The organism is Streptomyces sp. NPDC060194, from assembly GCF_042728285.1.
Lineage (GTDB): Bacteria > Actinomycetota > Actinomycetes > Streptomycetales > Streptomycetaceae > Streptomyces.
In genome coordinates this window covers 14,167-35,944 of the sequence record NZ_JBHWZH010000042.1, presented here as the reverse complement: position 1 = coordinate 35,944, position 21,778 = coordinate 14,167, and the positions used below count along the sequence as shown (strand labels likewise).

20 protein-coding genes and 1 pseudogene are annotated in these 21,778 nt (G+C 75.3%); 11 read left to right on the top strand and 10 right to left on the bottom strand.

The window, feature by feature from the left end; all coding sequences use genetic code 11:
• The first annotated feature begins 296 nt into the window (after positions 1-296).
• Both ACFWEG_RS12290 and ACFWEG_RS12285 read left to right on the top strand, forming a co-directional pair.
• Complete coding sequence (locus tag ACFWEG_RS12290; protein WP_387212801.1) at positions 297-2,009, top strand: IucA/IucC family protein; 1,713 nt, start codon at positions 297-299, stop codon at positions 2,007-2,009.
• Complete coding sequence (locus ACFWEG_RS12285) at positions 2,006-3,208, top strand: type III PLP-dependent enzyme (protein WP_387212798.1); 1,203 nt, start codon at positions 2,006-2,008, stop codon at positions 3,206-3,208. Before ACFWEG_RS12290 ends, ACFWEG_RS12285 begins: the two co-directional genes overlap by 4 nt.
• 17 nt (positions 3,209-3,225) lie before the next feature.
• Here ACFWEG_RS12285 and ACFWEG_RS12280 read toward each other — a convergent pair whose 3' ends face one another.
• Entirely contained in the window at positions 3,226-4,269 is a 1,044-nt protein-coding gene (locus tag ACFWEG_RS12280; protein ID WP_387212824.1) for a protein kinase family protein, read from the bottom strand.
• 397 nt (positions 4,270-4,666) lie between these two features.
• Between ACFWEG_RS12280 and ACFWEG_RS12275 the strand changes: the two genes are divergently transcribed.
• The gene (locus tag ACFWEG_RS12275; protein ID WP_387212795.1) at positions 4,667-5,191 is read left to right on the top strand and encodes a DUF4352 domain-containing protein; all 525 of its coding nucleotides are present in this window, start codon (positions 4,667-4,669) and stop codon (positions 5,189-5,191) included.
• Between the two features lie 73 nt (positions 5,192-5,264).
• On the opposite strand, the gene ACFWEG_RS12270 is transcribed toward ACFWEG_RS12275, so the two are convergent.
• The 4 genes from ACFWEG_RS12270 to ACFWEG_RS12255 all read right to left on the bottom strand — a co-directional run bounded on the left by ACFWEG_RS12270 (position 5,265) and on the right by ACFWEG_RS12255 (position 9,037).
• Complete coding sequence (locus ACFWEG_RS12270) at positions 5,265-7,451, bottom strand: SpoIIE family protein phosphatase (RefSeq protein ID WP_387212792.1); 2,187 nt, start codon at positions 7,449-7,451, stop codon at positions 5,265-5,267.
• On the bottom strand, positions 7,448-7,813 hold the full coding sequence (locus ACFWEG_RS12265) for an STAS domain-containing protein (protein ID WP_387212789.1): 366 nt from the start codon (positions 7,811-7,813) through the stop codon (positions 7,448-7,450). Before ACFWEG_RS12265 ends, ACFWEG_RS12270 begins: the two co-directional genes overlap by 4 nt.
• Before the next feature lie 64 nt (positions 7,814-7,877).
• On the bottom strand, positions 7,878-8,144 hold the full coding sequence (locus ACFWEG_RS12260; protein ID WP_387212786.1) for a DUF3253 domain-containing protein: 267 nt from the start codon (positions 8,142-8,144) through the stop codon (positions 7,878-7,880).
• The gene (locus ACFWEG_RS12255) at positions 8,141-9,037 is read right to left on the bottom strand and encodes an NAD-dependent protein deacetylase (RefSeq protein WP_387212783.1); all 897 of its coding nucleotides are present in this window, start codon (positions 9,035-9,037) and stop codon (positions 8,141-8,143) included. The genes ACFWEG_RS12260 and ACFWEG_RS12255 overlap by 4 nt, the downstream gene beginning before the upstream one ends.
• 55 nt (positions 9,038-9,092) lie before the next feature.
• Here ACFWEG_RS12255 and ACFWEG_RS12250 point away from each other — a divergent pair, with 55 nt between their 5' ends.
• Together ACFWEG_RS12250 and ACFWEG_RS12245 are read left to right on the top strand one after the other, a co-directional pair.
• Entirely contained in the window at positions 9,093-10,067 is a 975-nt protein-coding gene (locus tag ACFWEG_RS12250; RefSeq protein ID WP_387212780.1) for an aldo/keto reductase, read from the top strand.
• A 10-nt stretch (positions 10,068-10,077) separates the two neighbouring features.
• Positions 10,078-10,455: a VOC family protein gene (locus ACFWEG_RS12245; RefSeq protein WP_387212777.1), complete on the top strand. Its 378-nt coding sequence runs from the start codon at positions 10,078-10,080 to the stop codon at positions 10,453-10,455.
• Positions 10,456-10,659: 204 nt separating this feature from the next.
• Here ACFWEG_RS12245 and ACFWEG_RS12240 read toward each other — a convergent pair whose 3' ends face one another.
• Positions 10,660-13,107, bottom strand: a complete 2,448-nt coding sequence (locus tag ACFWEG_RS12240; RefSeq protein ID WP_387212774.1) for a tetratricopeptide repeat protein — start codon at positions 13,105-13,107, stop codon at positions 10,660-10,662.
• Positions 13,108-13,281: 174 nt separating this feature from the next.
• On the opposite strand from ACFWEG_RS12240, the gene ACFWEG_RS12235 reads away from it, so the two are divergent.
• The 3 genes from ACFWEG_RS12235 (at position 13,282) to ACFWEG_RS12225 (ending at position 14,909) form a co-directional block, all read left to right on the top strand.
• Complete coding sequence (locus ACFWEG_RS12235) at positions 13,282-13,740, top strand: carboxymuconolactone decarboxylase family protein (RefSeq protein WP_387212771.1); 459 nt, start codon at positions 13,282-13,284, stop codon at positions 13,738-13,740.
• A gap of 61 nt (positions 13,741-13,801) precedes the next feature.
• Positions 13,802-14,416 carry a glyoxalase gene (locus ACFWEG_RS12230; protein WP_387212768.1) on the top strand — a complete coding sequence of 205 codons (615 nt, stop codon included), beginning with the start codon at positions 13,802-13,804 and terminating at the stop codon, positions 14,414-14,416.
• A 40-nt stretch (positions 14,417-14,456) separates the two neighbouring features.
• Complete coding sequence (locus ACFWEG_RS12225; protein WP_387212766.1) at positions 14,457-14,909, top strand: iron chaperone; 453 nt, start codon at positions 14,457-14,459, stop codon at positions 14,907-14,909.
• 239 nt (positions 14,910-15,148) lie between these two features.
• On the opposite strand, the gene ACFWEG_RS12220 is transcribed toward ACFWEG_RS12225, so the two are convergent.
• The gene (locus ACFWEG_RS12220; RefSeq protein ID WP_387212763.1) at positions 15,149-16,354 is read right to left on the bottom strand and encodes an erythromycin esterase family protein; all 1,206 of its coding nucleotides are present in this window, start codon (positions 16,352-16,354) and stop codon (positions 15,149-15,151) included.
• Positions 16,355-16,422: 68 nt separating this feature from the next.
• Between ACFWEG_RS12220 and ACFWEG_RS12215 the strand changes: the two genes are divergently transcribed.
• Entirely contained in the window at positions 16,423-17,142 is a 720-nt protein-coding gene (locus ACFWEG_RS12215) for a TioE family transcriptional regulator (RefSeq protein ID WP_387212760.1), read from the top strand.
• On the opposite strand, the gene ACFWEG_RS12210 is transcribed toward ACFWEG_RS12215, so the two are convergent.
• Genes ACFWEG_RS12210 through ACFWEG_RS12200 form a run of 3 tightly spaced genes read right to left on the bottom strand, consistent with a single transcriptional unit; the run spans position 17,121 to position 18,946 of the window.
• Complete coding sequence (locus ACFWEG_RS12210; protein WP_387212757.1) at positions 17,121-17,783, bottom strand: 4'-phosphopantetheinyl transferase family protein; 663 nt, start codon at positions 17,781-17,783, stop codon at positions 17,121-17,123. The genes ACFWEG_RS12215 and ACFWEG_RS12210 overlap by 22 nt on opposite strands.
• Positions 17,780-18,031 (bottom strand): acyl carrier protein, encoded by a 252-nt coding sequence (locus ACFWEG_RS12205; protein WP_387212754.1) that lies wholly within the window; start codon positions 18,029-18,031, stop codon positions 17,780-17,782. Before ACFWEG_RS12205 ends, ACFWEG_RS12210 begins: the two co-directional genes overlap by 4 nt.
• 54 nt (positions 18,032-18,085) lie before the next feature.
• A complete protein-coding gene (locus tag ACFWEG_RS12200; protein ID WP_387212751.1) occupies positions 18,086-18,946 on the bottom strand; it encodes a hypothetical protein in 861 nt (286 codons plus the stop codon).
• 360 nt (positions 18,947-19,306) lie between these two features.
• On the opposite strand from ACFWEG_RS12200, the gene ACFWEG_RS12195 reads away from it, so the two are divergent.
• Both ACFWEG_RS12195 and ACFWEG_RS12190 read left to right on the top strand, forming a co-directional pair.
• On the top strand, positions 19,307-20,482 hold the full coding sequence (locus ACFWEG_RS12195; protein ID WP_387212748.1) for a phytanoyl-CoA dioxygenase family protein: 1,176 nt from the start codon (positions 19,307-19,309) through the stop codon (positions 20,480-20,482).
• A gap of 2 nt (positions 20,483-20,484) precedes the next feature.
• A pseudogene (locus ACFWEG_RS12190) lies at positions 20,485-21,777 on the top strand (DUF6271 family protein); the annotation flags it as partial.
• Between the last annotated feature and the right edge of the window lies 1 nt (position 21,778).

The window sequence follows — 21,778 nt, the reverse complement described above, 5'->3', positions numbered from 1 at the left end:
TGTGCGTCGGCGGAGGGTGGGGTGGGCGGGGTGTCCCCGCAGCGGCGGAGGAGCGAGGGGGTGCGCCCGACCGCACCGCCCGGCCCCGCCCGCACGGGGCCTCGACTTGCGGCGCGATGCCCGCACCCGAGCACGCCTGCACGCCAGCGCTCGCAGGGCGGTGTCACCGCCACCGTCCCGTGCCGGCGCGACTGCGTTGTCACGACCATCTGCCCGCGCGACCGCGCCCGCGTTGGCGCAATCGCCCGCCCGCACGACCGCTTCGGTCCGTCCCGTCCCACCCGCAGGAGCTCCCCATGTCCCCCGTGACCGCCCCCGCAGCGACGACCACCCCCACCGCGCTCCCGAGCGCCGACACCGCGGTGGCGCACACGCTGTTGAACTGCCTGCTGCGGGAGGTGGCGGCCCCCGCGGGGGAGAGCGCGGTGGTGGACGGGAGCGTGTTGGTCCGCCTGCCCCGCAGCGGCGCGGTGCTGCGCGTGGCGGTGCGACGGGTGGCGCTGATCGGCGCGCACCGGTTCGCGGGGCCGGTGTCGGAGCACCGGGACGGCACATGGCGCGCGGTCGACTGGCGGCGGATCGCGGAGCTGACCCACGCGGAACTCGCCCTCCGCACCGGCGTGCGGAACGAGGAGTTCCTGCGGCAGGTCGCGTCCAGCCACCGGGGCGTACGGGCCGGGCTCGCGGCCGGACCGCGCCCGGCCGCGGCGGACCGCCACGGCACGTACGTCGCGTCCGAGCAGTCCCTGCTGCTCGGCCACCGCTTCCACCCCACCCCCAAGGCGCGCACGGGTGACGCGCACACCTGGTCGTCGTACGCTCCGGAGACGGGCGCCGCGTTCCGCCTGCGCCACCTCGCCGTCCGCGTACACCTCGTCGCCCAGGACGCCGCCGAGCCGGCCGCCGCGGCCCCCCTGGACCGCCTGCATCCGGACGTGCCGGCCGGTTACCGGCTGCTGCCCGCCCACCCGTGGCAGTACGCCCTCCTGCGCGAGCACCCCGCCCTCCGGCGCGCCCTGCGCGAGGGGGACGTGCTCGACCTGGGGGAGCGGGGCCGACCGTTCGCCGCCACCTCCTCCGTGCGGACGCTGTACGACGGCGAGACGTTCCTGAAGTTCAGCCTGAACGTGCGGATCACCAACTGTGTGCGCAAGAACGCGAGTTACGAGCTCGCGGGGGCCGTCGCCCTCACGCGCGTGCTCGGCACCGTCCTCGACGGCCTGACCCGCCGGTTTCCCGGCACCGCGGTGCTGCGCGAGCCCGCCTACCGCAGCCTCGCCCTGCCCGGTGGCCGGGGCGGCGGGCCCGACCTTCTGGAGGGGTTCGGGGTGATCGTCCGCGAGGGGCTGCCCCGGCGCATGCTCCCCGGCACCACCGCGCTGCTCGCCGCCGCCGTCGCCGACGAGTACCCGACCGGCCCCGGGCACCTCTCCCACCTGCTCGCCGGCGCCGGCCCGGAACGCACCCTCGACTGGTGGACGTCGTACCTCGACCTCCTCCTCCCGCCGGTCCTCGCCGCGTACTTCGACCACGGGCTGGTCCTGGAGCCGCACCTGCAGAACGTCGTCGTGTGCGTCGACGGCGACGGGATGCCCGCCCAGATCCTGCTCCGCGACCTGGAGGGCGCGAAACTGCTGCCCACCCACCACGCCCGCACCCTCGCCGCGCTCCCGCCGGACGTCGCGGGCCCGTTGACGTACGACGCCGGGCGTGGCTGGGACCGGGTGGTGTACTGCCTGCTCGTCAACCACGTCGCCGAGCTGCTCGCCGCGCTCGCCGACCGCCACCCGCACCTGGAGGCCGCGCTGTGGGACCGGGTGCGCGCCGTGCTCGCGACGGCCGCCGTCCGCCACGGCCGCCCCGCCCGGCTCACCGCGCTGCTCGCCGGCGCGCCGCTCCCCGCGAAGGCCAACCTCCTCACCCGCTGGGACCGCAGGGCCGACCGCGAGGCCCGCTACCTCCCCCTCCCCTCCCCGTTCGGCCGCCCGGCCCCCGAGGACGCCCGATGACCGATCCGACCCCCGCCGTACGCGACCTGGTCCGGTCCCTCGATCCGGCCGAACTCCCGTCGTACGTCTACGACATGGAGGCGCTGCGCACCCACACGGAGGCCGTCCGTGCGGCCCTCCCCGCGCGCGTCGAGCTGTACTACGCGGCCAAGGCCAACCCCGAACCGCACGTCCTCGCCGCGCTCGCGCCCTACGTCGACGGCTACGAGGTCGCCAGCGGCGGGGAGTTGGCCCACGTCCGGGCGGCCGTGCCCGGCCGCCCGCTCGCGTTCGGCGGGCCCGGCAAGACGCCCTCCGAGATCACCACCGCGCTCGAACTCGGCGTCCACCGCTTCCACGTCGAGAGCGCGCACGAGCTCCGCGTACTCGACGCGCTCGCCGTCCGCACGGATCCGGCCGCCCGCATCGCGGTCATGCCGCGCTTCAACGTGCCGGTCCCGTCGGCCCTGTTGGACGGGACCGCCCTCGCCATGGGCGGCCGCCCCACTCCGTTCGGCATCGACCCCTCCGAGGCCGACGCCGTCCTGCGCGCGCTCACCGACGGCAGCCACCCCCGGCTCGTCCTCGCCGGCCTGCACGCCCACCTCGCGAGCGGACTGCGTCCGCCCGACCAACTCGCCCTGAACGCAGCGGTGGTGGAGTGGGCGACGGCTCTCACCGTCCGCCACGACGTCCCCCTCACCGAGCTGAACGTCGGAGGCGGCATGGCCGTCGACTACGCCCGCCCCGACGATCGCTTCGACTGGAAGGCCTACGGCGCGGGCCTCGCGGACCTCCTCCGCGACCACCCGCGCCTCACTCTGCGCATCGAGCCGGGCCGCGCGCTCACCGCGTACTGCGGTTGGTACGCCACGGAGGTCCTCGACGTGAAGCGCAGCCGCGGCGAGTCGTTCGCCGTCGTCCGCGGGGGCACCCACCACCTGCGCACCCCCGCGACCAAGGGGCACGACCAACCCTGCACGGTCCTGCCCGTCGACCTCTGGCCCCACCCCTGGCCCCGCCCCGGAGCCCTCGGCCCGTTCGCCGTCGCCGGCCAGCTCTGCACCCCCAAGGACACCCTCACCCGGCACCTCCCCGCCGCCGCCCTCCGCGCCGGCGACCGCCTCCTCTTTTCCGTCGCCGGCGCCTACGCCTGGAACATCTCCCACCACGACTTCCTCATGCACCCCCGCCCGTCCTTCCACTTCCTGCACGCCTGACACCCGCTCCGCCGCACTCAGCCGCCGACCCGCCGCAGCGCCTCCGCGGGGTACGGCGTCCGCCGGCTCCCGAAGCGGAACGCGCGGTAGTGGTCCGTCATCACCTCGGCGACCGGGGCGTGGCGCATCAGGATCGCCGCGATCCGCGGCGGAATCCCCGTCGGCCGCTCCCCGCGGGCGCAGGCGCGGACGAACGCGGTGCGCTCGTCCGGTCCGTACCCGTACAGGGCGGTGGCGAGCCACTGCACCAGGTGGGTGACGGTGTAGCAGCGGTCGTAGGTCCGGTGCGCGGCGAGAAACCCGGCCTCCTCGTCCGCCAGGTCGAAGCGGGAGGAGACCGCGAGGCCGAAGTCGGTGAGGAACAGCCGGCTGCCGTCGGTGAGGACGTTCCGGAAGTGGCCGTCGAGGTGCAGGAGCCCGCGGGCGTTAAGGAACGAGGTCGCGGCCGCCAGCTCCCGCTCCACCATGGCGCACGCCCGCTCGGCTGTCGTGCCGCCGGCCCTGACCTGCACGTCCAGCCAGTCGTGCAGGGTCTGCGGGATGTACTCCAGGAACACCGCGACGCTCGCGGAGGCGTCCCGCAGCGCCTCGATCCGGTGCCGCACCTGGGGTCCGCCGCCCCAGTAGGCGACCGCCCCCTCGACGTCGGCCAGCTCCTCGGGGAGCGTCTGCCCGGGGTGCGGCAGCACCCGCCAGTGATACATCAGCGGGAAGCCCTCGTGCTCCCGCGCGAGCACCCAGTCGGTCGTCATGGTGTGCGCGGCCACCTCGCGCCACGCGCCGAATCCCGCGCTCCCGGGGACCCCGAGCCCGAAGTGGAGGAAGTCCGGCAGCCCGAAGAGGTTCGCCGTCGACCGCACGCTCGAAGGCCGCCGCTCCAGGTCGGTCAGCGGCAGCCGCTTGACGAAGACCGGCGTCCCGCCGACCTCCGCCAGCACCGACGTCCCACCGATCCCGGCTCCCAACGGCACGGCGCTGTCCACGAGTTCGCTCAACTCCCGGTCACCGCCCCGCGCCAGCGCCGCGGAGACGCTCCCGTAGGCCCTCAACCGCGCACGCATCGACGCGCCGAACCCCTCGACGGCTCCCGCCACCAGGACACCACCCCTTCCCGACTCCCGCAGCGCGTCAGCAGGTTCACCCCCGCCGTGGACACCCACCGACCGCACTGTACGTTCGGATCGACGACGAGCCCGGGCCCTTGCGGACCGGAGGTCACCGGGGCCCGGCAGCGCGCCCCTCCGGATCCCGTGGCGGGTGCGGCTCGAGCATCACCGCTGCCATCCGCAGGACACCGGTGGGCCTGGGGGAGACAATGAGAGAGCCCCACTCGCGAGCACAGCGCGACCGACCGCTGCGGGGATCGCCGGATCGTGCGGCAAGGAGCTCTCCATGTCCGGCAGCGACGCCCTACGGCATGACCGCACACCTCGCAGAGGGAGAAACCCTCGCCGCAGATTGCTGCCCGCGCTCACCGCGCTGCTGGCACTCGGGCTGGTGGCGCCCGCTTCGGCCGCGGCAGCGAGCACCGTCGACGTCGTCGCACCACCGCGGAGCGCCGTCGCGGCGGAGGACGACGACAAGGACGAGCCCGGTCTCAACGACCCCGTCCGCGACGGCAAGTTCGAGTTCACCGTCACCAAGGTGAAGGGCGGCGTCGGCAACATCGGGGGGAGCGACTTCGGTGAGGACGCGCAGGGCCAGTACTACCTGGTCTACCTGACCGTGGAGAACATCGGCGACGAGGCCCAGATCTTCATGGGCGACGACCAGATCCTCCTCGGCCCCGACGACCAGGAGTACAGCTCGGACACCATGGCGGAGGTCCTCCTCGAGAACAGCGAGTCCTTCCTGGAGGAGATCAACCCCGGGAACAAGGTCGAGGGCATCCTCGCCTTCGACATCCCCGAGTCCGTGACCCCCGACCGCATCGAGCTCCACGACTCCTTCCTGAGCGACGGCGTCACCGTCCAGCTCCGCTGATGCCTCGGGCGGCGGCAACGGCTTCCGGTGCGCCGCTGCGCGGCGGGCACCGAGCCCTACCGGATCAGACCACCTACGTCGCCGCCAGCACCAGCACCGCCTGGTCGTCGTCGATCTCCCGCCCCCCGGTGAACGCCCGCACCGCCGAGGTCAGCGTGTCCACGACGGCCTGTGCGGACGGCCGGACCGGCGCGTCGGCGAGCGCGCGGGCCAGCCGGTCGTCGCCGAACTGCTCGCCGGCGGGGCACCGCGCCTCGGTGAGCCCGTCGGTGTAGAGCAGCAGGCTCTCGTGCGGACGGAGCCGCAACCGGTGCGCGGCGACCTGCGGCCGCGCGGTGACGCCGAGCAGCGCACCGGGCGCGTCGACGGCGTGGACGACGTGCCCGGCGTCGAGGTGCAGCGGCAGCGTGTGCCCGGCCCGCACCAGCTCGACGTCGAGGCCCGAACCGTCCGGGGCCGGCGTCAGCTGCCCGTAGACCAGCGTGACGAAGCCGGTGCCGTGGCTGCCGGGCCGGGCGAGCAGCGCCCCGTTGACCGCCGCGACGACCTCCTCGGGCCCGGGGAGCAGCGGCGCGACGGCCCGCGCGGTGTTCCGCACCAGCGCCGTCGTGGTCGCGGCCAGCGCGCCGCGCCCGCAGACGTCGCCGAGCAGGAACGCCCACCGCCCGCCGTCGAGGGGGAAGACGTCGTAGAAGTCGCCGCCGACCTCCAGACCCTCGCCGGCCGGGTGGTAGTACGTGGCGACGTCCGCGCCGGGCACCTCGGGCAGCTCCGGGAGGAGCAGCCCCGCCTGCAGGTCGCGGGCGAGGCTGACGCGCTGGGTGTACTGGTGCGCGTTGCGGACCGCGGCCGCGGCCCGCCGGGTCAGCTCCTCGGCGAGCGCGACGGTGTGCCCGTCCAGGACGTGGTCGCCGGTGGACAGCAGCGTCACCGTGCCGAACGCGGTGCCGCGGTCGGTGAGCGGCACGCACACGTAGCCGGTGACGCCGAGGTCCTGCCAGGGGCCGGGCCCGGTCGGGGTGCGCCGGGCGACCTCGCTCAGGCCGGTCGCGAGGACCCGGGCGACGGCGTCGTCGGCCGCGTCGTAGACCGGGATGTGCGAGGCGAGCAGCTCCTCCTGTGCGGTGGTCGGCGCGGAGGCCGCCACCCGCCGCACCCGCCCGCGGTCGATGACGTCGACCGCGCACAGCGGCGCCAGCTTCGGGGTGCAGATCGCGGCCAGGCGGCGGAAGGTCTGCTCGGTGTCCAGGTCGGAGCCGAGCGCCGTGCTGGCCTCCAGGAGGAACGCCAGGTCGTCGCGGGCCGCCTGCTCGCCCGCCTCGGCCGCCCGCCTGGCCCGCTCCTGGTGGTGCCGCTCGATGGCGAGCGCCGCGGTGTCGGCGAAGATCCGGGCGAGCGCGAGGTCCGCGTCCTGCGGCGAGCGCGGCACGCGGTGGTACATCGCGAAGGTGCCGAGCAGCGAGCCGTCGCGGGCGAGGATCGGCGTCGACCAGCACGCGCCGAGCCCGGCCTTCTCCGCGAGCCCGCGGAAGTCGTCCCAGTACGGGTCGGTGCCGATATCGCTGACGACGACGGGCTGCCGGCGGTACGCGGCCGTGCCGCACGAGCCGACGCCGTCGCCGGTGGCGATGCCGTCGATGGCCCGGTTGTAGAAGTCCGGCAGGCTCGGGGCCGCACCGTGCCGCAGGTGGCGGCCGTCGGCGTCCGCGAGGAGGACGGAGACGAGCACCTCCTCGGGCGCCAGGTCCTCGATCACCCGCGCCATGCCCTCCAGCACGTCGGGCAGCGGGGCCTGCCGGGCGATCTGCTCGAGCAGCGCCCGGTGCTCGGCCGTCAGCCGCTGCGCGTGCTTGGCCTGGGTGGTCTCCACCCCGATCACCCGGACGCCCATGACGTTGCCGCCGGCGTCCAGGCGCGGCTCGTAGGTGAAGTCGAAGTACGCCTCGCGCGCCGCCTCCCCCTGACCGAGGACGACCCGGGCGTCCCGCCCGGTGTACGGGCGGCCGGTCCGGTAGACCCGGTCGAGGACGCCGACGAAGCCCTGGTCGACGAGCTCGGGCAGCAGCTCGGCGAGCGGCATGCCGGTGTCCGTGCGCCCGCCGCCGATCGCGGCGAAGAAGGCCGCGTTCGCCGCCTCCAGCATGTGCGCGGGGCCGGCGAGCGAGGCGAAGACGGCGGTGGACTGCCCGAAGAGCGCGCGCAGGTCGTCCTCGGCGTCGGCCGTCGGCTGCGGGGACGGCTCCCGCGACGAGCCCCTCACGCGCTCCGCCCCACGCGCGGACCGGCGCCCGCCGCCAGGGCCGCGTCGGCGTCCTCGTACAGGGTGAACAGCTGGTCCAGACCCGTCAGCGAGAACAGCCGGGCCGCCCGCGGCGGCACCGACGCCAGCCGCAGCTCGCGCCCCCGCCCCGCCAGCCCCTGGTACAGCCGCAGCACGGCCCCGATCCCCGAGGAGTCGCAGAACGCCAGCGCCGAGCAGTCGACGACGACCGGCCCCGACGACTCCCGCGCGACCTCCGCGGCCCCCGCCTCGTTCAGCTGCACGACGCTGTCGAAGTCCAGCTCTCCCCGCAGCGCGAGCACCGCACCCCTCGCATCCCGCTCGACCTCTACCGCGAACACCCGCGAACCCTCCGCGCCCGACACCGTCACCGACGGCACCAGGATAGTTGCCCCGCGGCAACCTTCAGTCGGCGGGCCGTGAGCGGCGGATCCGGATCGGGCCGCGGGCCGTCTCCGGGTCGACGGCGCGGCCGCCCTGGGTGATCTCGACCTGGCCCGCCGCGACCAGGCGCCGGGCCGCCGCCCGCACCGGCTCCATCAGCGCCCGCCACCCGTCGTCGTCGCCGTCGTACGCCGCCCGGGCCGCGTCCGAGGGGCAGATCGTGCTCCCCGCGTCCCGCCGGGCGAGCAGGTCGAGGACGGCCCGTTCCAGTCGTTCGCCCTCCGTCATCGCGACCCGCCGTCCAGCTCGACGCCGAGCCGCGCGGCGACGGCGGTGAGGACCGAGCCGAGCGGGAGGTCCACGCGGACGGCCGCGCACCGGTCGCCGCGGGTGGGGTCGCGGTTGACGATCAGCACCGGCTTGCCGGCGTCCGCGGCCTGGCGGACGAAGCGCAGGCCGGACATGACGGTGAGCGAGGAGCCGAGGACGAGGACGGACCGGGCGCCGTCGACGAGGGCGCGGCAGTCCTGGACCCGCTCCTTCGGCACGGACTCGCCGAAGAAGACGACGTCCGGCTTGAGCACCCCGCCGCACACCGTGCACGGCACCACGCGGAAGCCGACCACCTGCGCGTCGGTGAGGTCCGCGTCGCCGTCGGGGTTGAGCGCGGCGGCGACCGGCGCGTAGCCGGGATTGGCCTCCTCGAGCCGCCGGGCGAGCTCGCGGCGGGCGCTGAGGTCGCCGCAGGTCAGGCACACGACCCGGTCGAGGCTGCCGTGCAGCTCGACGGCGTCGGCGCTGCCCGCGGCCTGGTGCAGGCCGTCGACGTTCTGCGTGATCACCCCGTCGAGGAGCCCGGCCCGCCCGAACGCGGCGACGGCCCGGTGCCCGGCGTTCGGCCGGGCCCGGCCGAAGACCCGCCAGCCGAGGTGGCTGCGCGCCCAGTACCGCCGCCGCGCGTGCGCGTCGCCGGTGAACTCCTGGTACGTCATCGGCGTGTGCCGGCTCAGGCTCCCGCCCTCGCCCCGGTAGTCCGGGATCCCCGACTCCGTCGAGATCCCCGCCCCGCTCAGCACCACCACCCCGCCCGCCCGCAGCGCGGCGGCCACCGGCTCCGGGTCCGCCGTCCCCGGCAGCACGTCGTCGCCTGCGGTCCAGCTCAACGTCGGGCGCATACGCATGGGGCCAGGGTACGTTCCGCACGGGGCAGGAGAGCGGTGACGAAGGGAGCGCCCCATGCGCACGAACACGCTCGGCCGGAGCGCGGTACGGGTCACGGAGCTGGGTTTCGGCGGCGGACCGCTCGGCGGGCTCTACGAGCCGCTCGACGACGCCACCGCCGCGGACACCCTGCGGGCCGCGTGGGACGCCGGCATCCGGTACTTCGACACCGCGCCGCACTACGGGATCGGCGTGTCCGAACGCCGTACGGGCTCGCTCCTGCAGGAGGAGCCGCGATCCGCCTTCACCCTGTCGACGAAGGTCGGCCGCGTCCTCGTCCCGCAGGACCCGCGCGGGCGCACCGACGAGGGCTTCCAGGTGCCGGCCACCCACCGGCGGGTGTGGGACTTCAGCCGCGACGGCGTCCTGCGCAGTGTCGAGGACTCGCTGGAGCGGCTCGGCGTCGACCGAGTCGACGTCCTCCTCCTCCACGACGCCGAGTCCCACTTCGAGCCCGCCCTCGCCACGGGCTTCCCCGCGCTCGCCGAGCTGCGCGCACAGGGGGTCGTCGGGGCGGTCGGGGCGGGCATGGGGGACGCGGGCCTCCTCACCCGCCTCGTCCGCGAGGCCGACCCCGACGTGGTCATGGTCTCCGGCCGGTACACCCTCCTCGACCAGTCCGCGCTCGACGCGCTGCTCCCCGCGTGCGTCACGCGCGGCGTCTCCGTACTCGCCGCGTCCGTCTTCAACTCGGGCCTCCTGGCGCGGGCGCGCCCCGCCTCCACCGCGACGTACGACTACGCCCCCGCCTCCGAGGCCGTCCTGCGCCGCGCCCGCCGCATCGCCGACGTCTGCACCTCCCACGGTGTCCCCCTCCCCGCCGCCGCGATCGCCTTCCCCCTCCGCCACCCCGCCGTCGCCGCCACCGTCCTCGGCATGCGCTCCCCCGACGAGGTCCACGCGAACGTGCGGGCGTTCGGCACCCCCGTGCCCGACGCCCTCTGGACCGACCTCCGCGCGGAGGGGCTGCTCAGGGAGGACGCGGTCTAGGCTCGGGCCCATGATCTCGGAGATACAGAACATCGCGATCGACTGCTCGGACGCCTACGCGTCGGCCCGGTTCTGGAGCGCGGTGACGGGGTGCCCCCTGCCGCCGGACGCCGCGCCCGGCACGCCCGAACTGCAGCTGACCCCGCCGGCCGGTCCCGCGCTGTACTTCCAGCAGGTCCCCGAGCCCAAGGCGGTCAAGAACCGGCTCCACCTCTGCCTCCGCCCCGACACCACCCGCGACGAGGAACTCTCCCGCCTCCTCGCCCTCGGCGCGACGTTCCTCACCGACCACCGCAACCCCGACGGCACCGGATGGGCCGTCCTCGCGGATCCGGAGGGCAACGAGTTCTGCGTGCTGAGGAGCGCGGGGGAGCGCGGCCCGGAGTGAGGTCGCCGCGGTGCGGCGCGGCGGTCGCCTGCGCGGCATGAATGCCGGTACGGGCCTGGGAAGGGAAACCGGCTCGGCCAGAGGGCACCCCCTGCTTCGAGCGCAGCCGAGAGCGCGGGGGATTCGAAGCCCCGCCGGGCGGAGCCCGGTACCCGCCGGCAGGCGGGAGGGCGCCCGCCGAGGGCCGCTCGGTGGAGCTGCCCGTCAACCCGCGAGCGGGCCGGTCGCCAGATCCGCCGCCGCCGCGCGGTGGTGTGCCGCGCCGGCCGGGTCGCTGCCCTCCAGGACGATCGCGATCGCCTCGTGCGCCGCGGCCACCTCGCGGTCCGCCCCCTGACCGGGGCCCAGTCGCAGCACCTCGCGATGGAGGCGGAGCGCCTCGTCGGGCAGGCCGGCCACCCGGCACGTCTCCGCGTACCCGTTCAGGTACCGCACCTTCCAGGCCTCCTCGAACAACGCGTCGAGCAGCGCGAACGCCTCCCGGTGCACCGCGAGGGCCTCCTCGTACCGCCCGCCCTGCCGCAACGCGACCCCGAGGCAGTTGAGGCACCACGCCTCGTTGTGCAGGTGCCCGTCCTCGCGCGCCGCGGCCAGCGCCTGCCGCAGCTGGACGACCGCCGCGTCGGGGTCGTCGAGGGCGAGCGCCATCCCGAGGACGATCCGCGCGGTGAGCGCCGGCGGCCACGACGGGTCGTCCCGCCCGAGCGGCAGCACGGCCCGCGCCCGCTCCACCGCGTCCTCCCGGTACCCCAACTGCAGCAGCGCCCACGCCTCCGCCGCCCCCGCGTGCGCCGAGCCCGCCGCCGACCCCGCCTCCCCGTACAGCTTCACGGCCCGGCAGAACAGTTCGAGCGCGTCCTCGACCTGCCCCCGGTCCCATCGCAAGTACCCCTTGCGCAGCGCCAGTTCGGCATCGGCCGCCGCGTCCGGGGCGAGCAGCTCCGCCGCCGCCCCGTAGGCCGCCTCGGCTTCCTCGAACCGCCCCGCGTTGTACCGGGCGAATCCCAGGTCGCTCTGCACGAGGCCGAGTCGCAGCGGGTCGCCCACCCGCTCCGCCGCCGCGACCGACCGCTCGAAGAGCGCGTTGAGATGCGTGGTCCCGCACCGCCGCGCGAAGTACGCCCGCAGGAACCGCGGCAGCTCGCACACGTGCGCGTCCGCCCCGACCGCGGCCGCCGTCTCGAACGCCCCCACCAGGTTCTGGTACTCGCCGGTGAGCCAGCCGAGCGCGGCGTGCTTGTCGGCGAACTCCGGTAGAGCAGACGGTCGTTGACCGGCTGTGACGACCCGCGCCGGCGCCGGGTGCGACAGCGCCGCGTCGGCCGCGGCCGCCGCGTGCACGAAGTAGTCGAGCATCCGCCCGAGCGCCCGCTCCCGGTCCGCCGCCGTGTCCTGCCGCTCCCCGACCCGCCGGGCGTGCTGGTGCACCAGGTCGTGCAGCCGGTAGCGGCCCGCCGTCGGCTGCTGCACGAGGTGGGCGTCGTCCAGGTCCTCCAGGACCGCCTGCGCCCGCCCGAGCGGGACGTCGGCGAGCGCGGCGGCGAGATACGCGTCGAACGAGACGCCCGGCAGCAGCCCGAGCAGCCGGAACAACCGCGCCTGCTCCCGGTCCAGTTGCCGCACCGACATGGCGAGCGCGGCGTCGAACTCGTCCGCGCCCTGCCCGAGCCGCTCGGCGAGGATCCCCACCGTCCACCCCGGCCGGCGCCGCAGCCGCGCGGCGGCCAGCCGCAGCGCCAGCGGCAGGTGCCCGCACAGCCGCAGCACCTCCGCCGTCGCCTCCGGCTCCCGGGCGAGCCGCCCGTCCGCTCCGTCCGCGCCGCCGCTCGCCCGGGCGAGCAGCTCGGCGCTGTCCCGCGCGCCGAGCACGTCCAGGGACACCGGCGGCACCTCGTCGAGGCCGATCAGCCGGTTGCGGCTGGTCACCAGCGCGACGGAAGGACCGGCGCCGGGCAGCAGCGGGCGGACCTGCTCGGCGTCGGCCGCGTTGTCGAGCACCAGCACCACCCGGCGGTGGGCCAGCTCCGCCCGCCAGCACGCCGCCAGCTCCTCGACGCCCTGCCGCGGCACCCGCTCGGAGGGCACGTCGAGCGCCCCGAACAGCATCCGCAGCGCGGACTCCGCGTCCAGCGGCTCCCGGCCCTCGGTGAAACCGTGCAGGTCGACGTACAACTGCGCGTCGGGGAAGTCGCCCGCGAGCCGGTGTGCGGCGTGCACGGCCAGGCAGGACTTGCCGACGCCCGCCATGCCGTCGACGGCGACCACCCGGTGGCGCTCCACGGCCGCGAGGACCGCCGCCAGCTCCGCCGTACGGCCGGTGAAGTCGGGCGCGTCGCGCGGCAGGTCGTTGCGGGGCCGGGGCCGGGCGTGCCGGCCGGCCCGCGGGGGCGCGGGCAGCGGGCTGGAGGTCTGCTCCCACAGCGGGCGCAGCGGCCGCGGGTCGCGCCGGGCGACCCGGCACAGCGCCACCACCGCCGGCCAGGGCGGGACCGTCTGCCCGCCGAGGTAGCGGGACAGCGACGAGGAGCTGAGGCCGGCGTCCCGGGCGAGCGCCCGCACGCCGAGCCCGGACAGCTCCTGGAGCCGCCGCAGCCGGCCGGCCAGCTCCTCCTGCGGGTCGCCCGGCCGTGCCGTGCGCTGTTCCGTGTCCATGGAATACCCCCGTGTCCCGTCGTCGGAGGAATCTACCGGCCGGCTTTCGCGCAGCTCAATGCCCTTTCCACTGTCCCACCGTGTCCCACCGCGGTCGCCCCGAGGGGCGCGCCGCGGTGGTATGGAGCCACGCCCCGAACGGAGCGCACCCGCACCGGACCCGAGGAGCCCGCGATGCAGCCCCGCCTCCAGAACCCCGCCACCGTCCTGCCTGACGCGATGCCGGCCATCCTGTCCCTCCTGAAGGCCGTGCACGCCGGCGGCGTCGACCAGCAGACGATGGAACTCGTCCACCTGCGCGTCAGCCAGATCAACGGCTGCAGCGCCTGCGTCGACGGCGGCGTGAAGTCCGCCCGCAAGGCCGGCGTGGACGAGGAGCGGCTCGCGACCGTCGCCGCCTGGCGCGAGGCCCCCTACTTCGGCGACGCCGAGCGCGCCGCGCTCGCCCTGGCCGAGGCCGCGACCCGGCTGGCCGACCGGCCCGAGGCCGTCTCGGACGAGGTGTGGGACGCCGCCGCCACCCACTACGACGAGAAGCAGCTCGCCGCGCTGGTCCTGATGACCGGCGTCACCAACCTCTTCAACCGGCTCAACGCCACCACCCGGCAGCCCGCCGGCGCGACCTGGAGCTGACGCCCCGCTCCGGTCCGTCCGCCTGCCGCCCCTCGTCCGCACCCCCTTGAAAGGCCCAACGATGACGAACAACCCCTCCCTCACCTCCGTCACCCTGGAGGTCGACGACCTCGACGACGCCCGCCGCTTCTACACCGCCTTCGGGGTGGCGGACCGGGTCCGGCTGCGGGCGGGCACCGCCCCCACCAGCGGGTTCCGCGGCTTCGACCTGGCCCTCGTCGTCCCCGGGCCGAGCACCGTCGACGGCTTCGTCTCCACCGCCGTCGAGGCCGGCGCCACCGTCGTGAAGCCCGCCGCGAAGTCCCTGTGGGGCTACGGCGCGGTGGTGCAGGCCCCCGACGGCACGCTCTGGAACATCTCCTCCTCGTCCAAGAAGGACGACGGGCGGGACACCCGCCGCATCGACGAGTTCGTGCTGCTCATCGGCGTCGAGGACGTCAAGGCCACCAAGCGGCTCTACAGCGAGCGCGGTCTCGCGGTGGGCAAGTCGTTCGGGAGCAAGTACGTCGAGTTCAAGGACGACGGCGCCCCGGTCAAGCTCGCCCTGTACAAGCGGAGCGGCCTCGCGAAGGTGCTCGGCGTGCCGGCCGAGGGCAGCGGCTCCCACCGGCTCGTCGTCGGCGGCGCCCTCGGCGACTTCACCGACCCCGACGGGTTCGTCTGGGAAGCAGCCTGACCTCCGCTCACCCCCCTCGAACGCCCCGGAAGGACAGCCGATGACCGACACCGACCAGAACTACTCCGGTTTCTCCGCCGAGGAGAAGGCCGCGATGAAGGATCACGCGAAGGACGCCAAGAAGGCCGCGGCCCGGCGCGGCACGAAGGCGGAGAAGGCCGCGGCGGCGGAGCGCGACCTCCTGGCGAAGATCGCCGAGATGCCGGACGCCGACCGGGTGCTCGCCGAGCGCGTCCACACCCTCGTCACCACCGCCGCGCCGGACCTCGCCCCCCGCCTCTGGTACGGGATGCCCGCCTACGCCAAGGACGGCAGGATCCTGTGCCACTTCCAGGCCGCGGCGAAGTTCAAGACCCGTTACGCGACGCTGGGGTTCAGCGACGAGGCCGCGCTCGACGACGGCACGCTCTGGCCGGTCGCCTTCGCCCTGACCGAACTCACCCCCGCCGACGAGGAGTTCCTCACCGCGCTCCTCAAGCGGGCGACGGCCTGACCCGCCCGCGGCCCGGTCGACGCACCCGCGAACGCGGGCCGACGGGGCCGTACGGCCGGGGAGTCGGCCGGCCCGCCGGGCGCGGTGGTCCGGGGATCCGATGCGCGGAACGGTGCGCCACTGCCGGCCCCACGGCCCCACCTCATCACCTGCTCCGGGGCCTACGACCGGGGCCGCGGCGAGTACCGGGCCAACCTCGTCGTCTTCGCGACGCCGAGCTGACCCGGCGGCCCGCGCCGCTACCGCCCGCCGACGTCCCGCACGTACACCAGCCCGTCGACGGCGTGCAGCCCGGCCGGGTCCAGCGGGGCGTATCCGAACCACGGCGACTCCCGTCGCACGGGCCGCGTGCCGTCGAGTGCGGCGAGCAGCGCGGGGACGTCGACCACGCCGTGATCCCGGGGCTGGGCGTGCAGAAGCCCCTCGACGGTGTCCGGCGGCGGGGCGTCCACCCCCCGGTGCCGCAGCGTCCCGAGCGCGGTGGCCACGAAGCCGTACTCCCCGCTCCCGTGTGCGGCGACCAGCGCGCCGGCGCCCCACCACTCGACCTCGCCCTGCCACAGGCGCATCGTGCTGCGGACCCGCTGCAGATGGCCGTTGTGCCCGTACAGCAGCGCCGGGCCGCGCAGGGCGCGGACGGTGTCGGCCATCATCAGGTCGCGCAGGGCCACCAGGCGGGTCATGCGGGCGGGGGAGGGGTCGGCCATCGCGTGGTGGTACCGCAGCAGCCCGGTCGCGGTGCGGGCGTGCAGGCGGGCCCGGTGCAACTCCTCCGGCGCGGAACTGAGGTGCGGGGCGCAGGTCTCCAGTACAGCCGTCAACTCATCGACGATGAGGCGTAGTTCAAGAGCCTCGGTCGAACGCCCCCGCGACCGCTCCGGCTCCGTCATGGCGGCGGGATCGCTCCACGGTCCGTCCGCTCCGAGCAGGGTGTCGAGCAACGACCTCTCGCACGGCATCAGTTGCGCGTCGACCCGCGAAGCGAGCCAGTCGTGCAGCGCGAGTACGGCCTCCCGCGGGCTCGCCGCGCCGGTGAACTCCAGCGGCCCGTCGAACCCGGCGAACCGCACCCGCTCGCCTTCCCCGCGCCCCTCCGCCTCGGCTTGCGCGTTGAACTCCCGCATCCACGAGACGAGTTCGCGGTTCCCCTCGTGCTCCCCCCATCCATGAGCGAACCCCCGCTCCATGACCTCGTCCAGGCCGCCCGCACCCGACGTGACGTAGTCGTCCACGACCAGCGCCTTCAGGCAGTCGCTCTCGAGCGCGATCGTCCGGTAGCCCTGCTGCTCCACGAGCTGCCGGAAAAGGTCGTTGCGTACCGCGAGGAGCGCGTCCTCGCCGTGGGTGGGCTCGCCGAGGGCGAGCAGCCGGGGCGGGGCCGGGAACAGGCGCAGGACGGCGGCGGCCTCGACGGGGTGGACGGTGTGCGCGATGTCGGTTGCCATGGCCTCAACGCTATCCTTGAAGGTTCGGTTGAGGCTTCGGCGCAATGGTCCGCGATAGCCTGGGCCGTATGTCGCAGAAGCCTCAAACGGGGGGACGCCTCCGCCCGGTCGACCTGGCGCGTCCGCACGGTCTGTCCACGCAGGCGGTGCGCAACTACGAGGACGACGGCATCCTCCCGCCCGCCGCCCGCACCCCCCACGGCTACCGCGCCTACACCCCGCTGCACGCGTCCGCCCTGCGCGCCTTCCTCGGCCTGGTGCCCGGCCACGGTCACCGGACGGCGGCCTCGGTCCTGCGCGCGGTGAACGAGGGGGCGCTCGATCAGGCCCTGCGGGTCGTCGACGAGAGCCACCTCCAACTCCTGGAGGACCGGCGGACCTTGGAGTCGGTGGAACGCGCCCTGCGGGACCTCGCCCCGGAGCCGGACCCCGCTCGCGCCGCGTCGCCCGTGTCCGTCGGCCCGCTCGCCCGCGGTCTCGGGCTCCGCCCGGCCACCCTGCGGGCCTGGGAGCGCGCCGGGCTGCTCCGTCCCGGCCGCGACCCGGCGACCGGCTACCGCGTCTACGCCCCGGCCGACGTCCGCGACGCCCGCCTCGCCCACCAGCTCCGCCGGGGCGGCCACGGCCTGGAGGACATCGCCCTGCTGCTCGACCGGGTCCGGGCGGCCGGCGGCCTCCAACCGCTGGAGGCCACCCTGCACGACTGGCACGCCCGGCTGACCGCCCGCGGCCGCGCGATGCTCGCCGGAGCGGCGGAACTCGACGCCTACCTGCGCGCCCGCGGCTGAGCGCCACCCGCTCGGGGGCGTCCGACACCCCCGAGGCCGGCGTCCGCCAGGACCTGGACGGGGACCCCGGCCACGACCGCCGCCACCGCCGCGCGCGGGCCGTCCGTCCACTCCCGCAGCACGCCTCCGGAGCGGTCCGCCTTGACGCGGGCCTCCCGGCGGACCCAGGCGGCCAGGAGCGCGCGTTCCGGATCGGGGAGGAGTTCCGCGGCCCGCACCTCGGCCTCGGGAAGCACGCGGCGCACGGCCGGCCCCGGCCGCCGGCCGGCGGGCTCGACGTCGACGCCGAGGGGTCCGGGCCCGACCGCCGCGGCGACGAGGCCCGCGGTGTGGCTCATGCTGACGCCGGTGCCGGGGCGGCGGGGGAGCGACGGGCGGCCGTGCCCGAACCGCCGGCAGCCGGGGCAGAACTGGACCAGTGCGTGCGTGCCCGGCGGCCGCCCGGTGTACCGGGCCAGGAGCAGTCGCAGCAGCAGCCGGGCGGCCAGGACGTCGTCGCGGTCCGCGGGGCGCCGGACCCGGGCCAGGCGCCGCAGCTCCCATGGGGCGAGCAGGTCCTCGGTCAGCTCCGGGTCGTCCAGCACCTCGGCGGTGGCGGCGACGGCGGCGAGCGCGGTCCCGTCGTCCGGGCGGCCGGTCAAGCGGTCGGTCCGCCGCCCGGCACCGACGGGGTCAGGAAGCGCTCGCGGATGCGGTCGAGGGTGCGGAAGTCGTCGATGGTGACCTCCTGCAGGTCGATGGAGGCGCCGGTGAGCTCCTCCAGGAGGTCGATGAACTCCAGGAAGTCCATGGAGTCGATGAGCCGGGCCTCGATCAGGTCCTCGTCGGCGGCGATCCTGCCGTCGAGGCCGGGGTTCTTCTCGTGGAGCCACGCGGTGATGCTGTCCATGGTGCGGGGAGCCGTTCTGGTCGGTGGGGGAGTGCGGCCGTCGGGCGGGAGCGCTCAGCGCAGGACGTCGTGCAGCTGGTCGAGGGCCCGCTCGGGGGTGCCGTGGGCGAGGACCATCGCGTGCACCCAGCGCTCGACGCCGAACGCGACGCAGGAGCTGTGCACCGGCTCCCCGGAGCCCGTACGGATGCCGAGCCGCTCGCCGAAGAAGTTGCGGTGCCGGTTGACGGAGGCGATCGCGGTGCCGTCGGCGGCGCTGAACTCGTGCTTGACGGGGTCCAGCCGCATCAGCCGGGCGCGTGACCCGCCCCGGTTGTAGAACGGGTCGTCGGCCGCCGCGCGGGTCAGCTCGACGCCGAGGAGCGCGGCGGCGTCGCCGATGAACTCCGCTCCCAGGTCGAGGTGTTCGACGGCTCCGTCCTTGTCGCCGAGGTAGACCACCTCCCGCATGTGGAAGCCCCACAGGCGGCGCAGGCCGTCGTAGTGGGTCTCGTTGCGGAAGCAGCGGCCGGTGGCGGACAGCCGCAGCCCCTCGGGCCCGACGTCCCGGCCTTCGAGACAGAGCAGCAGGCCGTAGCAGGTGGCGGAGGGCAGGAAGTGCCCGGTCGGCTCCAGGGGCGGACGCCCGTCCTGCGCCCGGCCGCCGGCCAGCCCGTCGAGGGCGTCCGCGGCCACCCGGCCGACCCCGACGCCGAGGTGCGGGAAGTTGCGGAAGTAGTCGAGCCGGTCGAGGCCGTCCGCCGTGAGCAGCGGCGGGCCGACGACCTCGGGAGCCGAGAGCCGGGTCGCGAGACCGCGCAGCAGCTCGTCGAGGCCGCGCAGCAGCGCGGTGTGCACCGGGTCGAGGGCGACGAGTCCCGGCCCGGGGTTCCGCAGGCCGATCGACGGTGGGGCCGTGGTGTCGGATGTGCTCATGAAGTCCGCTTCCTCCGAGCTGTGGGGGTCCCGCGAGCGGGCGCGGGGGCAGCCGGTCGTGCCCGGGCGCCAAGCTGCCGACGCACCGTCAGAAACCGGTGGCTCGACCGGACCATAGGACAGTGCCCGCCAGCTTGTCTAGACCACCGGAGTGAACGTCCGGAAGCGACATTTCCTGTGACTCCTGGGGCGGTGCGTCACGCAAGTGCCCTTCTGTGACATCCACTTGACACGCTCAATGGTCTGAACCACTCTGCTGCCAGAGCCCGCCGCGACGGCCCGCCCCAGGCCCTCGTCCCCGTCCCGCCGCGCGCCGCCGCCCCCAGCGGCGGCGCGGACCGATGGCCGAGGAGTACCAGCTTGCCCACCCCCCACGCCCCCGCAGCCCCCCGCTCCCCGCGCCGGCCCCGTCTCCACCGGGCCGCCTCCGACCGGCCCTACTTCAGCGCCGACGGCGAGTCCTACCTCGCGCAGACGACCCTGCGCGAGCTGACCAAGTCCCGCCCGCTGCGGGTGCTCTCGGAGGAGGACTTCGCGCACTGGCAGACCTACGGCTACGTCGTCGTGCGCGAGGCGGTCCCGGCCGCTGCGGCGCGACGACTCCTCGACTTCACCTGGGATTTCCAGGGCCTGTCCCCGGACCGGCCAGAGGAGTGGAACGCCGACCGGCCCTTCCGCTCGGAACTCGACCGGCAGCTCCACGTCTACGGGTTCGTCGAGGCGTACCACCACCAGCTGCTCTGGGACAGCCGCCAGGCGCAGCGGGTCTACGACGCCTTCGTCGACGTGTGGGACTGCGAGGAGCTGTGGGTCACCCTCGACCGCCTGAACCTCAACCCGCCCAACACCGGCAACCGCGACCGCGCGCTCATCGACCCCACCGACCGCGGCTTCGACATCGAGCTGCACTGGGACATCGACACCACCCTCGGCGTCCCGCCGCAGCGCGTGCAGGGCATCATCGCCCTCAACGACACCAGCCCGGAGACGGGCGGCTTCCAGTGCTGCCCCGAGCTGTTCCGCCGGTTCGAGGAGTGGAAGCCGGGCCAGCCGGCCGACCGCGACCCGATCCGCCCCGCCGCCGACCGCGCCGAGTTTCCGGTCGTCCGCCCGGATCTGCGCCCCGGCGACCTGCTGATCTGGAACGGCCTCCTCGCCCACGGCGTGGCCCGCAACACCTCCGAGCGGGGGGTGCGCGCCGTCCAGTACCTGTCGATGATGCCGGCCCTGGAGGAGCACGAGCGACTGCGGCGCTCCCGCGTCGAGTCCTGGCGGCACCTGCGCACCCCGCGCTGGAACCGCACCCTGGTCGGGGACATGGTCCTGCCGGAGGCGAAGCGCTACCCGACGGCGGAGCTGGACGCGCTCGGCAGCCGGCTGCTGGGGCTGGCGTCCTGGCACGACGCGCCGACCGATGACGGGGCGTCCGACGGCGGGCCGCCCGAGGCCCGGGCGTCCGAGGCCCGGGTCTCCGAGGCTCGGGCGTCCGACGGCGGTCCGGCCGTCGCCGCGGCTACCGCCCCCTCCGGGGAGTAGGCGTGCGCCGTGTCTGCCTGACCCTGCCCACGCACCGCGCCGCGTCCGCCACGATCACGGCGGTCGCGGCCGAAGCGGCTTACGGGGCCCGGGAGTTCGGATGCAAGATCGCGATGGTGATCCTCGACTCCGCCCCGCCCGCCGCCCTCGCCGAGCACCACCGTACGGTCGCCGCCCTGCCCCCGCACCCCGGAGTGACCGTCCACCACCTCGACGAGCCGGCCCAGCGCGCCTTCCTGCGCCGCGCCGTCGCCCGGGCGGCCGTCCCCGACCCCGACCGGGTGGTTGACCTGCTGCTGCCGTCCCGGGTCTCCTACGGCGCCTGCACCGACCGCGCCTTCCTCGTCGCCGAGGCCCTGGGCTGCGACTCCGTGCACCGACGCGACTCCGACAGCGGCTACCAGTCGCTCGACGGCGAGCCCGTGTACCCCCTGCACCACGAGCTGACCGCCCTCGGCCGACCGGCCGCCGAGGCCTCCGGCCTGGTCACCCGCACCCGGCTCGACCCCGCGCACCGCCACCGGCCCGTCGTCCTGGCCGGCGGCTCGTTCATCGGCGAGATGTCCGTCGACGTCGACGACATCCGGCGCACGGACCCGGCCGTCCACCACGACCTCGTCGGCCTCTCGCTCCCGGCCGACGTCCCGGAGCTGTGGCGGCGGAAGCTGGTCGACGAGGCGTTCCGCGGGGCGGGGACCACCCCCTTCGCCGTCGACGACACCACGCTCACCCTGGTCGGCCCGGCCCGCGTCGACATGTGCAACGTCGCCTTCGACCGCGCGGTGCACTCCCGGGTGCCGCTGCCGCCCGCGACGGAGACCATCGGCACGGACTACTTCCTCCTGCACCTGGTGCACGGCGCCCGACTGCCGGGCGTCCTGCACAACCGCCACATCGTCAACCACCACACCCGCGAGCGCCGTACCGACGCCGGTCTGCTGGCGTACCAACTCCGTTTCGTGCGCTACCTGTTGGCCGCACCCGACCACCACGCTTTGCACGCGGCGGCGGCCGAGGCGGGGGAGTCCCTCCTCGACGCCGACGGCCTGCTGCGCGCCGACGCCGTCGCCGCGCTGGTCCGCTCGGCCGCGCGCTCGACCCCGGACGAGCTGGCCGAGCGGTTCGACGTGGTCCACCGCTCCTACCGCACGCTCGGCGGGCGGTACACGGCCGTCGCGGACGCACTGGCCGCCCGGAGGGACCGCCTGCTCGACGAACCCGCCCTTTCCATGGGGGACTTCGCTTTCCTGATCGACGTCTGGGGTGCGCTGGCGGGCGCGGCGCGGACCGGTGGGC